Raw genomic sequence first — 13950 nt, forward strand, 5'->3', positions numbered from 1 at the left:
TTATGAAAAAATATAATATCATTTTAATAGCTTTTTTAGCCTTATTTAATTGTGGGCCTAAAGACGATTTTGAACCGCTTTCAGATTTAGTTGTTGCGGATTTATTTACACCAAGCTTGAATAGAGTTGATGAGACAACAATTAATAATATAATACCTATTTCTGTAAACGATTTTAGTTCTCTAGCAGATTTATCTCAAGGAGTGGTTTCTAGGTCTTGGTCAATTAGCCCAGGTACCCGGTTTTTAAAAGATACTTTCCAAAGAAAGGACTCTTTAAATTTAGAAGCATTTATAGATCCTGAATTAAATTCTTCTAACTGGAGGCCAACCGTTCATGTGTTATTTCAAGAGCCAGGTGAAAAAATAGTGACTTTAAATAGTTTTTTCCCACAACCTGTAAGTTATTTGGGTAAAGATGCCGTGCAAGTTGAAGATTTATGGAGATTGTCCAATTCACTTACTTACGATGTATACGCTAGATTAAATGCTGAAGCTTCAATTACTAACACAACAACTAGTGAAGAAGTTTTATTAACAGCTGGACAAAATCCAAGTGCTACTGATACAAGTGGTTTCACAACTTTAACATTAGAAGCTGGTACAACTTTAAATTTTAAAGATTTGTCTACCATAGGCAGACCTGATGGTCGAGTTTGGAATTTTGAAAGCGGAACTCCAGAAACCAGTGAAGACCAAGAGATTGATGTTTTGTATAACAGACCTGGAGAATATTCCGCCACCATTACAGTAAATAGAAATAAAAAAGGAAAAGGGTTGTTTTTTGCTGAACAAACAAAAACGTTACCTGTAATAGTTAAAATTATACCTTCTACACAACCATTTGTTATTAGTAATAACGGAATGGCTGTAGACGATAATAATCCAACACTTGGGACTAATATTTTGTCTTTTCCTGTAAATGGTATAGTTGAGACTGTTGGCAATAGTAGTGCCAATTTTACTGTAGATATTACTAATGGTTCCTTTACTACTTCTAGTAGTCCTAGTGCTGTTCGTATAAGTTCAAGTAATGGATCTGTTGTTGAATTGGTGCTTTCTGAGCCAATATATAATTCTGATACTGTAACTATAAGTTATAACGGTACGTCTATAGAGTCTATTGATCAAAGAACACTAGAGGCATTTACAAATGTGTCTGTAGATAATTTGTTTACAAATTTTCTAACAGATGTTGCTAATCCAAGCATGGAAACGTCTGTTGCTAACGAGAGAAATGCAAACACACTTGGCTATGGTTTGTTTGTTGGTGGTGGTAATAATTTAGATAATGCCAAAAATACTGATGGTAGTTTATTTATAGATAGGAGTACCGAACGTTCTAGCGACGGTAATGCTTCTTTAAAATTTAATGCAAATATGCCTTTTGATAACGGTATAGGCTTTTTAAGTCTATCAAATACGCTATTGTCAAACTCTAATATTCCTGCTGGAGATTATATGCTAACATTTGATATGTATATAGAAAATGGATCAGATTTTGAAGGAATTTTTCAAGTTATTCAGCAAGGAGAACCAAGAACGCAAACAGTTTCTATAAATGCACCAAATACAGATGAATGGTTCACTGTAAAACGTGAATTTACAGCTGGAAGTGCATTAGGAGGTAATTTAATTTTTAACTTTAGAGACTCAGATAACCCTAGTATTTCTGGGAGACAGGTTTTTTATCTAGATAATTTACAAATTATAGGTGTAGAGAAAAGACCTTAAATTCCTTAACTATTAAAAATAATAAGAGTGAGGCTGTCTGAAAAGGCAGTCTCTTTTTCTTGTAAGTATAATTGTTAAGAAGACTTATATCATAGAACAAATTGAATCCCCAAATAAAGACACCGTTGAGTCGGATGGAAATGATATAATAATAATAATAATAATAATAATAAAAACCTTTAATACAGGAGATTTTTTATACTCATTAGTTGGAAATATATTTCAATCTAGTAATATTTTTTATCATGTAAAAGGTGGCTTATATACGGTTTACATAAAAGGGCAAAATTGTAATGATACCAAAACTGAGCAACATTTACATTTTTATATTCCTAAGTATTTTACACTTAATAATGATGGTAACAATGATACTTTTGATTTGGGCGGTCTTGAATATTTTGGGAGTTCTCAAGTTTCTATTTTTAATCGTTACGGAAAACTTTTAAAACACGCTGTAAATAAAGCATTTTCATGGATGGTACCTTTAATGGTTTTGAATTACTTACCGACGACTATTGGTATGTTATTATTATTATTGATAATCAGATATTTACTGGGCATGTCGCATTAAAAAGGTAATTTTGGTGAATATATATACCAAATTTAAACTAATAATACTTGGCTATTAGTTACGCAAAAGCTAGATTCTTGTTATACTTTCTATAATCAACTGAAGTTAATTTGATAAAATAAGTTTACTACAGGTAAAAAATACAAACACGTACCAATATACTTAAATTAACAATTGGTAATATCCAATTTAGTGTGTGCCTTACGACGGTTAGTTTATATAAAAAACGTCTCTTTATAATTAAAGAGACGTCTAAACTAAATAAAAACTAAACTAAACTATTTTTTAATGAATTTTTTTGTTGCAACTCCATTGTCAGAAGTCAATTTAATAATATAAAGAGATCTATTGAGGCTTGAAACATCAATACTTGATCTAACATTCGTAGTTGTTAATACAGATTTACCTAATAAATCAAATATTTCAATTTTTTGTAAAGGCTCTAAAGTGTTAATATGTAATAGATTTTTAACAGGGTTTGGATACATGTTAAATTCAAAAGCATTAAGATCTCTTGTGGATAACAATGGTGAGTTTTTAGTAATTTCAAGATTATTAATTTGCATCGTGTTTATTGCACTGTCATCCCTGGCAAAATTCAAGGCCCAATCCATAAAATAAGCACCAGTCCCAGTTAATGCAGTATAAACAGCTGGATTCATTGCTGTTGAAACTGTTGTTGTTGATGAACCTTCTGTTCCTAAAAGGCTCTCTATTTTAGCTTTTTTAGAAGATGAAGCCGCATCAGAGCCAATAGTATACTCAATAATCACTTCATAAGTTCTGGCATTTAATTCATTGTTTAAAATTCCTGAAGCTACATCAAAAGCACTACCATTGCCCTGATTATTATTTGTTAAGGCAAGCTTACCAGCAGCAGCTTGATTAGCTATCATAACACCATCTCTTACATTGGCTTCACTACCCGCCGTTGGGTTATTTTGATTAAGTAACCCTAAGAAACATAAGTTTTCTCCAGCAGTTGTACCATAAGTTTGACCATTAAAACCTAAATCTACAGAGATTTTTATAGTTATAACATCTGTATTGACAGCAATTATAGGCTTACTATCTACAATCGCATAAGTAAATGCAGCTTGAGTTCTAATAACATCTTTTGGATTAGCAGTTGTAAAAGCTACCCATGTATTAGCATTGCCAAAATGTCCAGCTTTCCAGTCTGGATGATCGTTCAAGTTTGTTTGAGGAAGACCAGTAGTGTAATCGGTAGTAGTAAAATCTGATGAAAAGATAGTTTGTCCACTTGTGAAAATTGTAAATGCAAAAATTAATAAAATAGAAGAGTAAAGTTTTTTCATGATTAAAAATAGTTTAGCAATTAATAAATTTGTTTGATATAAAGTTATTAAACATAAGGGCTGTAGAATGGTTAAATATTACCCTCTACTTCTCTTATTTTATCTTAAATTGACTGTTATATGTTTGGTTTCTAGATAGTTTTAATAAAGCTATTTTGGTAGTATCTTTTTATTTATGTGGTTTTAAATAGAAGTCAAATACAATTTTTTGAAATTTCGAATAAATAGCTATGATATTTATCTCTCGTTAAGAATAATACTAAACTTTTAAGAGGTAAAATGTATTAAGAATCAAATCAATATATTCATGAGGTTAGGTTTTTTGAATTTTATTATAAATAATTGATAAATAATGACTTATGCATGTTTTTGGAAAAATAATAAATTATTTAGATGAGGTTATATTAATTTGGAGTGTTAAAAACACTAAGAAATTATCATTAATTTGTCGAATTAATTATAATACTGTCACAAAATCATTATATTAGTGAAAGTGTTTAAGTGGAAATTGTCGATTTTTTCATTTGAATAAAAAGTACAGGCAAATAATTTTTGAATTATTAATTTTATAAAGAAAACTTAGGACGATAATATTCATGAAGCTAGTTTTAAAAAATACAGAAAACTTTGTTAACAAACGAATCAATATATACAAGAAGGAAGTCCCTTGTTTAGATACCGCATGGCATTACCATCCTGAATATGAGCTTCTTTATATTTCAAAAAGTAGCGGCATTAGATTTGTAGGTGATAATGTTTCTCACTTTTCTGTAGGCGATTTAGTTTTAGTTGGATCGTATTTACCGCATCTTTGGAGGAATGATGAATCTTATTATCAAAATGATGGAGACTTGATAGTCAAAACCATGGTTATGAAGTTTTTGCCCAATTTCATGGGAGAAGGTACATTTGATAACTCTGAATTTGTTAAAATAAAAAGGTTACTAGAGCAATCTAAGTTTGGAGTATCCTTTGATAAAAAGATAAGCAAGCAATTACATGATGAAATTATTGAATTGAGCGACTTATCTAAAGGCGAACAATCCATAAAACTTCTGCATATTTTATATAAATTATCATTATGTGATGAAAAATATAAAACGGTATTGTCTTCAACAGATATGCGTCAGTTTTCAAAGGATAATCCTGATCGTTTAGATAACGTAATAAGGTATATCTCTGATAATTATAAAAGTGAAATTAGTTTAGGAGATGTTGCTGGAATTGCTTGTATGACAACAAACTCTTTTTGTCGCTTTTTCAAAAAAATGACTAACAAATCATTTACTGAGTTTTTAAACGAAATTCGTGTTAGAAATGCAGCGCGTATGCTTGTGCAAGAAAACTATCCTATTTCAGAAATATGCTATATGGTTGGTTATAAATCAATCCCTAATTTCAACAAACAATTTAAGAATATCATAGGCGATACTCCCAAGTCTTATAGATATAAATTGTGAGTATTTATTTTAAATACCATTTTTCAGGTAATTTAATTTTATTATTGGGTAATTAGTGATAAACTTCATTTCTAATTTTCATATTATTTTGCATTTGTAATATTTGATATAAATGTTCAAAAGTATAGTTGAAATTATCTTTGAATTATTAAAATAATAATAATTAGAGATTTTTGAACCTTTCTATTCTTTTGTTTTTCTGCTTTTCAAATGTTTTCATGGTCTTAATTGGTTTAGGGATTAATACCTCGAGGCTTACTTCGTTTTCCTTTTTTTAGAATTTAGTATTTGATTTTTGGAATTTTAATACTTCGTAGGCTTGCCCCAAGCTAGCTTATTTTTTTGGGATTCTTGCTTATAAGTGTTAAAAAGTTGCATATTGGTAAAATAAGATATGAACAGGGTAAGTTTTATCAATTTTTGCTCACTATTTTCTTCTTGTTTTGTAGAATCAACCGCTTGATAACAATATAAATTAATTAGAGAATTAAATTAAAATCAAAATGGAATATCAGTTTAGGCACATTGAAATATCAACAACAGAAGAAAAAAAATGGGATGGTTATTGCGAACGTGGAAATTTTCGTAGATATATTTTCTCCAGCTAAAGGAGTACGTGCATCTTATATAGAACATTTAGGATCTCCTGTAGAATTTTTAGAAATTTCTGAATAAACATAATACAAACAATATAATCACTTTAATTAAAGAAAATGTATCCAATAGCACAACAGGCAATGGCGCCTGAAATAATAAAAAAAATAGATGAAGCTGGTATTATAGCAGTACTTATTGTTGATGAATTAAAACATGCGGTACCTTTAGCTAAAGCACTTTTAAAAGGAGGCGTTGATGCTATTGAGTTAACACTTCGTACACCCGTAGCACTTGATGCTGCTCGTTTAATTAAAAAAGAAGTTCCTGAAATTTGTTTAGGCTTTGGTACGGTTTTAACAGTCGATCAAGTAAAAGCAGTAGTGGATGTTGGAGCAGATTTCGCAGTGTCACCTGGTTGTAATCCAAGAATTATTGCCGAAGCAAGAAAACAAGGGTTGTCTTTTGCGCCTGGAATTATGACGCCAACAGATATTGAAATGGCACTTGAAGAAGGGTGTAGGATTTTAAAATATTTCCCTGCAGAATCATCTGGAGGAATGGATCACTTAACAAACATGGTGGCGCCTTATCAATATTTAAACCCAAAATTTATTCCTCTTGGAGGATGTAATTTAGAAAATGCAGGTTCGTATTTAGAATCTTCATTAATAACAGCAATAGGTGGTTCATGGGTGGCTAAACGTCCATTAATTCAATCTGAAAATTGGACAGAAATCACAAAAAATGCCATGGAAATTAGAACGTTAATAAAAAAGATTAGAACTAATAAATAATATTATGAATACAGTAGTAACATTTGGAGAAATCATGGGTAGAATTGCTGCACCTGATAATTTAAGATTAAGACAAACACGTCAATTTGATATGACGTATGCCGGTGCAGAAGCTAGTGTAGCAGCATCCATTTGTAATTTTGGTGGTGTAGCTCGTTATGTTACCGCCCTTCCTAAACATGCTTTAGCCGAAGCAACCATTGATTCTGTTCGTGCCGTTGGGGTAGATACTCAATATGTATTACGAACAAATAAAGGGCGTTTAGGCTTGTATTTCTTAGAAACTGGTGCAAATCAAAGACCAAGTAATGTGATATATGATCGTGCAGATTCTGCAATTGCTATTACACCTCCAGACGCATACAATTGGGATGCTATTTTTAATGGTGCCAGTTGGTTGCATTTAAGTGGCATTACACCTGCACTGTCAAAAAATGCAGCAGAAGCAACTTTAGTGGCAGCAAAAAATGCCAAAGCAGCTGGAGCTTCTGTTTCAATAGATTTAAATTTTAGAGGAAAACTTTGGGATTGGGATGCGTCAAAATCTGCTCGTGAATTAGCACAAGACACTATGCGTAAAATTTTGCCTTTCATTGATGTCGTTATAGGAAATGAAGAAGACTGTCATGATGTATTAGGGATTAAAGCCGGTGATACAGATGTTCACAAAGGGAAATTAGATACGTCTCGTTATCCAGATGTGGCTCGTCAAGTATCCAAGCAATTTCCAAATGTAAGTAAGGTAGCAATCACGTTACGTGAAAGCTATTCTGCATCTCACAATAATTGGGGTGCTATGTTATATGATGTAGCTTCAGATAAGGCCTTTTTTGCGCCATTAGATGGGAATGGGAATTACCAATCTTATGAAATTAAAAACATAGTTGATAGAGTAGGTGGTGGAGATTCTTTTGCTGGAGGTTTAATATTTGCGTTAACAACTGCAGATTTATCCGAACCTCAAACTGCGGTAAAATACGCTGTGGCGGCATCTTGTTTGAAACATTCTATAAAAGGAGATTTTAACTTTTCTACGCGTTCGGAAGTAGAAACATTAATGGGTGGTTCTGGTTCAGGAAGGGTTGTACGATAATGAATGATATGTTTATGATTCCAAAAAAAAAATGCAATTGCATTTTTATCATAGGACTCATTGCTTTAATGACTCTACAATCTAGCTGTTCTGGTAGTGATTCACCAACTGATGAAGAGGAAGAAGAAAAAGAAATAATAATAGTACCTCCTGTTGATAATACACCAAATAGTAATTATCCATTGTCAGATCAGTCTAATACAGGGAATTGGGTTTTAAATTCTGAAGTTAGTGATGAATTTGAAACCTCTAATTTAGATGAGTCTAAATGGCAAATCCAAGGAAAAGGTGGCGTGTATAAGTCAAATTTTATAGGAAGAGCGCCTTCTGAGTTTTCTGTAAATAATGCTGTAGTAGAATCGGGTAAATTAAAAATAGTAAGCAAATGGGAACCTACTTATCCTTTTAATCAAGATAGAACTCAAACAGTAAATGGGGTCGTTTACAAATACAAAAATATAACTACAGCAGCTGTTATAAGTAAAAAGCAGTTTAAATATGGTTATATGGAAATTAAAAGTAAGTCGGCTAAAGCACCATTAACCAGTTCTTTTTGGACTACTGGGGCTAACACATCAGAATTAGATATGTTTGAAATGTTTGGAGGCCATAAAACCAATGAGGCATGGAAAAAAAGGTTGAAATTTAATATTATTAGTTGGGATCCAAACAGTCCATTTTATCAGCCAGTTTTTAATGGGCCAGTTCATACTAGAAACATTCAAGCCGATACTAATACTGCGGATGATTTTCACGTCTATGGATTTGATTGGACTCCAGAATATATTAAAGTATATATTGATGGCATTTTGCATCCAAATGGAACGATATTGAAATCGGAACTTACAAATAATGGGGCCAATCCAGAAAGATGGGTCACAGATGTAAATTATTGGGTATGGTTTGATTCTGAAACCTTTCCATGGTTAGGGTTGCCTACGGAAGCAGATTTACCAGCTGAATATCAAATAGAATATTTAAGAGTGTGGCAAAAACAGTAAATGAGACTAAGTGCAAAAATTAACAAAGTAAGTATGAAAAAAAGAATGAAGAATAATTTTTATTTTATAGCTCTATTAGTAGGGACTTTTGTTTTTGTTGGTTGTAAAAGCCAAGATACTGCAAAGAAGACAACACTAGTTAATAATGCAGTATATCCATTTTCAGATCCAACTAATACGGGTAATTGGGTGCTAAATACAGAAGCTAGTGATGAATTTGAAGCCTCAAAAATTGATGAAGATCGATGGTATATTGTTGGTAAATTTGAAAACGGAAAACCTGTTTATAAAGATCCAGATTACCCTAATAAAAGAGTTTGGAAGGGACGTGCCCCTTCTCAGTTTTCAGGTAGAAATTATCGTTTAGAAAACGGTAAATTAATTCTTGAAACCCGGTGGGAACCAGATTTTCCTTTCGCTGATGATAATAAACAAACCTGGGGTCCAGATAAAAAAGTTGAAAAATTTGAAAACTTAACGACAGCCTGTTTTATTGGTCGAAAGAATTTCAAATATGGTTACATGGAAATAAAAAGTAAAGCTGCTGATGCAGAAATTACTAGCGCATTTTGGGCAACAGGAAGTCAAACAGAACTTGATATATTTGAACAGTTCGGAGATCATCGTCAAAAAGGAAAAGAATGGAAAGACAGAGAACTATGGTGGTCTATTCATGATTGGAGTAAAGAAGGAAAAGGTAAAACAGTTTATACAGAGCGTTTAGATTATGGGTTTAGAGTCGCTGATGATTTTCATGTTTATGGTATAGAATGGAATGAAAACGGGCTAAAACTTTATGTTGATGGCAAACTATTTACACAAGCCACTAAAGAGCAAGTAGATGCTTATGCTAAAGAAAAAAACTTACCTAACGGGTGGGTTATGGATGGTCCAATTCATATTTGGTTGGATCAAGAAACATTTCCATGGCACGGTGTTCCAGATAGCAAAGAAGATTTAGAGTTAAATAGCCCTGATGGAAAAAAAGATGATGGCGTTGTAGATTTTGAAATTGAATATGTGCGCATTTGGCAAAAAAAACAGTAAATGGTTCGATTATTGAATAAAGTAGATTATATACAAACATTAATTATTAACATTAAATTTATTATTATGAAAAAAATTCTTTTAGTACTAGTATTAGTTATGACGGTTTCTGTAACTTTTGGACAGAATAAGTGGCATGTAGGTCAAAACGATAAGTTTGTTGCAGCTGCAGCAACTGAATATAATTTAGATGAAGATCAACAAGAAACACTTCGTGAATCTAGAATGGATATGGTTAAAACTTATATTAGTGCTAACCAAGACTTTAAATCTGGAAAAATAACTAAAGAAGAGAAAAATGAAATCACAAGTAATTCTAGTAAAGCTTTTAACAGTACTATGGTTAAATTAACTGGTAAATCTTATAAAGAGCTAAAGCCTTTTTTAGATAAAATGCGAGAGGCACTTAAAAAATAATTGATTTTTTAAAATAAATAAACCGGGTATATAGTTAATATATATCCGGTTTTTAATTGTTTTTTAAACTAAAAATACAAAAAACACTTACAATTAATTAAAACCATTTTTGGAAAGAATGCGAAAATAAATTGCTCAAAGTTTTCATTAGACTTTAACCAAAATAATAGGAAAAGCGTATAATGAGTATGCTCCTTTTTTGAATAGAATACGGAAGGAACTTAAAAATCTTTAGCTTAAAAAATAATTTATAATTGAAAAATCCTCAAGGTCAAATTCTTGGGGTTTTTTTTTGTACGTCTTTCAATTTTATTAGAGCTTTCCCTTAGTACTGTTTTTCTTCCTTTAAATTTTGAATGAAAGTTAACTTATGTAAGAATTATTTTACAAAAACTATATGCAAGGTAAATTATTTATGATGTAGGGTAATTTAGAATAGGTTTTCACTATGTTATAATGTTAATTTTGAGTTAAACTATTTTGATGTTTTCTTAAAGCCTTAAGAAAAGAATAGTTAAATATTTAAACCAATACAAAAATATATGACATAAACTCTACTACAATTAACTAAACAAAACTCATTTTATATAAAAAAAATCGGCAAATGCTGGAACATTTCCCGATAACATAAAATGATTCAAACTTAATTAAACCATTAAACTAAAAACAAAAATATGAAAAATCACCTTAATTTAAAGGGAAATACCCTTTATTCATTAAAGTTTGATTTAAAGTTGAAAATTACAATTTGTTTAATTGTATGTTCACTTTTTCAAATACATGCAAATACCTTTTCTGAAATAGAAAAATTAGAAGTTGAATCGACTCAACAGATTACAGTCACAGGAACAGTTTCAGATGCAAACGGTCCATTACCAGGTGTAAACATTCTTGTTAAAGGAACCACAAACGGTGCACAAACCGATTTTGATGGTAATTATAGCATATCTGTTGATAATGCCAGTGTCGTACTTGTGGTTTCTTATGTTGGTTATGCAACTCAAGAAGTTGTTGTAGGAAATAATACAACGTTAAATATAACCTTATTAGAAGACGCAGCAAAACTTGATGAAATAGTTGTAGTTGGTTATACTACAAGAAAGCGAGGAGATATTACAGGCTCTGTAAGTACTGTGAATGCCGCTGAGATTCAAAATTCAGCAAATAAGGATGTTGCTAAATCTTTATCCGGTAAAGTTTCTGGTCTTATTGTTGCAGATAGAGGTGGTTATCCCGGTTCTACAAGTAGTGAAGATTTAACCTTACTAATTCGTGGTGTTTCAACATTAGGAAACAATTCTCCGTTAATATTAATAGACGGTATTCCTTCAGGTTCTTTTCAACAATTGGCACCGCAAGATATTGAGTCTTTATCTGTTTTAAAAGATGGCGCCGCTGCTATTTATGGTACTAGAGCGGCAAATGGAGTAATTTTAATTACTACTAAAAGAGGTAAATCTGGTAAGCCTAAATTTAATTTCTCAACCCAATATTCAGTTTCTCAATTTTCTAATTTTCCATCACAAATGACATCGGAGCAGTATGCCATTTATGAAAACGAAATAGCAGATAGAAATGGATCAGCATTGCCTTTTTCACAAACAGATATTGATACATATGCTAATGGCAGTGATCCTATAAATTTCCCTAATACGGATTGGGCAGATTTAACATTTGCTAGTACTTCGCCAGAAACAAGAAATTCATTGTCTATATCTGGAGGAAGTGAAAACGTTAGTTATTTTGTAAGTGGAGATGCACTTAATCAAAAAGGTATTTATAGATCTGGCGATTTAAATTTTAAACAATACCAATTACGTTCTAATATAGATATTAATTTGTTTGAAGGATTTAAATTAGGTGTTGATTTATCGGGTAGAATAGGTGAGACAAATGAGCCTGGTGTTGATAGAGCAAACATATATAAACATATATATACAAATTTACCAACACAGGTTGGCATATATCCTAATGGATTACCTGGTTTTGGTGGTGAAAACGGACAAAACCCATACCTAATGGCTAGTAATGCATCTGGGTTTACTAATAGAATTACTCATAATTATAGAGCTAGAATTTCTTATAATTGGAAATTAGATCAATATGTTGAAGGATTAAGTATAAGAGGATTTGCTGGCCTTGGTCAAGTTAGTTATGAAAATAGATCTTGGGATAAGCCATGGTCATATTATCAACTGGTTAATGGTGAATATGAAGAATCTCAAGGATATCAAGTTAGTCCAGATAGAGTGCTACAAGATACTTTTAATAAAAGTAACCAAACGTTATTGAACACTACTATTCATTACTCAAAAACCTTAGGTGAAGATCATAATTTAAGCGCCTTTGTTGGATATGAGAATTCTTCAACTAAAAACCGTTCTTTTTTTGCTCAAAGAACTGGTTTTAACGTAGAATCAATTGCAGAGTTAGATCTTGGGTCTGGTGATAATCAAACAAATGGGGGGACTTCTCAAGATTTTGGATTTGTTAGTTATTTTGGTTCATTATCCTATGATTTTCAGAAAAAGTATTTTATTGATTTAACAGTCCGTCGTGATGGTTCTAGTAGGTTTGCTCCTGGAAACAAGTTTGGTACTTTCCCTGGTGTAGCACTATCATGGGCAATAGATAAAGAATCATTCATGGAAAATGTAGACTGGATTAATGCTCTAAAAATAAGATCATCCTTTTCAAGAATGGGTAATGATAGAATTGACCAATTTCAATATTTAAATAGTTATGCCCTAGGTTATCCTACAAATGCTCAGGGTAATGGATGGTATCAACCTAATGGCTATGTATTTGGTACGCCTGGAGTAGCTTTAGGTGGTTTTGGTAGAAGTGTAGTTCCAAATGAACAAGTGACTTGGGAAACAGCAGACATGATGAATGTTGGATTGAGTTTTTCTTTATTTGATAGCAGGTTATCAGGAGATTTTAATTATTTCTACCAAAAGAGAACAGATATATTAGTTGGAAGTAGCGGTGTTCCGGATATTTCGGGGTTAACAGGAAGTGCTTTACCAGATGAAAATATAGGTGAAGTGAATAATTTTGGATGGGAATTTGAATTAGGTTGGAAAGATAAAATTGGAGAAGTAGATTACAATCTTGGTTTTAATTTTACTAATGCTCAAAATGAGGTAGTAACTCTTGGAGAATCAGATAATGTTCCTGATTATAGAAAAAGAGAAGGTAAATCTGTAAACTCTTATATAGTTTTCCCTACAGCGGGTATTTTTAGAGATCAAGCACAAGTAGATGCTACGGCAGTAAAAAAAGATGGCACCGTAGAAGGAGAGCCTATTTATCTTGATACTAACGAAGATGGTGTGATAAGTGCTGATGATAGAATAAGAGTTGATACGTCGGCTATTCCAGAAATACAATATGGTATTTATGGTGGAATGAATTATAACAATTGGAATTTTAATTTTCTTTTTCAAGGTCAGGCACAAGCAGATGTGTTAGTGTTTTTTGACCAATCGGGAGCTAAACCAGATTTTGTCTTTAATGATAGATGGACTCCTAATAACCGTGATGCATCTTATCCAAGAGCATTTGCTCAAGGAGATACCTATAGTGGCGTGCAAAACCAAATAGCAGCTTCGGCGGTTAATAGTGGTTTTGAAGGTGCAGATTTATATTTAAAAGATGCTTCTTTTTTAAGGCTGAAAGAAATTGAAATTGGTTATACACTTACAAAAGATGTTACAAAATTTGCTGATATTAAAATATCGCTTAGAGGGTTTAATGTACTTACCATGTTCTCCGATATATATGATTTAGGTTTAGATCCAGAAGCAACAGGTTATAACAACTTTAGAAATAGTACATACCCGTCATTAAAGAGTTATACTCTCGGATTAAATATAAATTTTTAATTAGTTATGATAGTAGATAATTTAAAAAGAC

General features: G+C 31.8%; 10 protein-coding genes. 9 read left to right on the plus strand and 1 reads right to left on the minus strand.

The window, feature by feature from the left end; all coding sequences use genetic code 11:
- Positions 1–2 precede the first annotated feature (2 nt).
- Both AAFN75_RS13800 and AAFN75_RS13805 read left to right on the plus strand, forming a co-directional pair.
- Entirely contained in the window at positions 3–1733 is a 1731-nt protein-coding gene (locus AAFN75_RS13800) for a PKD domain-containing protein (RefSeq protein WP_411806876.1), read from the plus strand.
- A gap of 328 nt (positions 1734–2061) precedes the next feature.
- Positions 2062–2304 carry a T9SS type B sorting domain-containing protein gene (locus AAFN75_RS13805; protein WP_411809285.1) on the plus strand — a complete coding sequence of 81 codons (243 nt, stop codon included), beginning with the start codon at positions 2062–2064 and terminating at the stop codon, positions 2302–2304.
- A 278-nt stretch (positions 2305–2582) separates the two neighbouring features.
- Here the strand turns inward: AAFN75_RS13805 and AAFN75_RS13810 are convergent, their stop codons facing one another.
- The gene (locus AAFN75_RS13810; RefSeq protein WP_411806877.1) at positions 2583–3623 is read right to left on the minus strand and encodes a T9SS type A sorting domain-containing protein; all 1041 of its coding nucleotides are present in this window, start codon (positions 3621–3623) and stop codon (positions 2583–2585) included.
- Positions 3624–4219: 596 nt separating this feature from the next.
- On the opposite strand from AAFN75_RS13810, the gene AAFN75_RS13815 reads away from it, so the two are divergent.
- The 7 genes from AAFN75_RS13815 to AAFN75_RS13845 all read left to right on the plus strand — a co-directional run bounded on the left by AAFN75_RS13815 (position 4220) and on the right by AAFN75_RS13845 (position 13919).
- On the plus strand, positions 4220–5083 hold the full coding sequence (locus tag AAFN75_RS13815) for an AraC family transcriptional regulator (RefSeq protein WP_411806878.1): 864 nt from the start codon (positions 4220–4222) through the stop codon (positions 5081–5083).
- A gap of 713 nt (positions 5084–5796) precedes the next feature.
- Positions 5797–6474, plus strand: coding sequence for a bifunctional 4-hydroxy-2-oxoglutarate aldolase/2-dehydro-3-deoxy-phosphogluconate aldolase (locus AAFN75_RS13820; protein ID WP_411806879.1), 678 nt, complete (start codon positions 5797–5799; stop codon positions 6472–6474).
- 4 nt (positions 6475–6478) lie between these two features.
- Positions 6479–7567 (plus strand): sugar kinase, encoded by a 1089-nt coding sequence (locus tag AAFN75_RS13825; RefSeq protein ID WP_411806880.1) that lies wholly within the window; start codon positions 6479–6481, stop codon positions 7565–7567.
- Between the two features lie 14 nt (positions 7568–7581).
- Positions 7582–8568 carry a family 16 glycosylhydrolase gene (locus tag AAFN75_RS13830; RefSeq protein ID WP_411806881.1) on the plus strand — a complete coding sequence of 329 codons (987 nt, stop codon included), beginning with the start codon at positions 7582–7584 and terminating at the stop codon, positions 8566–8568.
- Between the two features lie 33 nt (positions 8569–8601).
- Positions 8602–9615, plus strand: a complete 1014-nt coding sequence (locus AAFN75_RS13835; RefSeq protein ID WP_411806882.1) for a family 16 glycosylhydrolase — start codon at positions 8602–8604, stop codon at positions 9613–9615.
- Positions 9616–9681: 66 nt separating this feature from the next.
- On the plus strand, positions 9682–10032 hold the full coding sequence (locus tag AAFN75_RS13840; protein WP_411806883.1) for a hypothetical protein: 351 nt from the start codon (positions 9682–9684) through the stop codon (positions 10030–10032).
- Positions 10033–10706: 674 nt separating this feature from the next.
- The gene (locus tag AAFN75_RS13845) at positions 10707–13919 is read left to right on the plus strand and encodes a SusC/RagA family TonB-linked outer membrane protein (protein ID WP_411806884.1); all 3213 of its coding nucleotides are present in this window, start codon (positions 10707–10709) and stop codon (positions 13917–13919) included.
- Positions 13920–13950 lie beyond the last annotated feature (31 nt).

It is taken from the genome of Algibacter sp. AS12, from assembly GCF_046736315.1.
Taxonomy (GTDB): domain Bacteria; phylum Bacteroidota; class Bacteroidia; order Flavobacteriales; family Flavobacteriaceae; genus Algibacter_B; species Algibacter_B amylolyticus.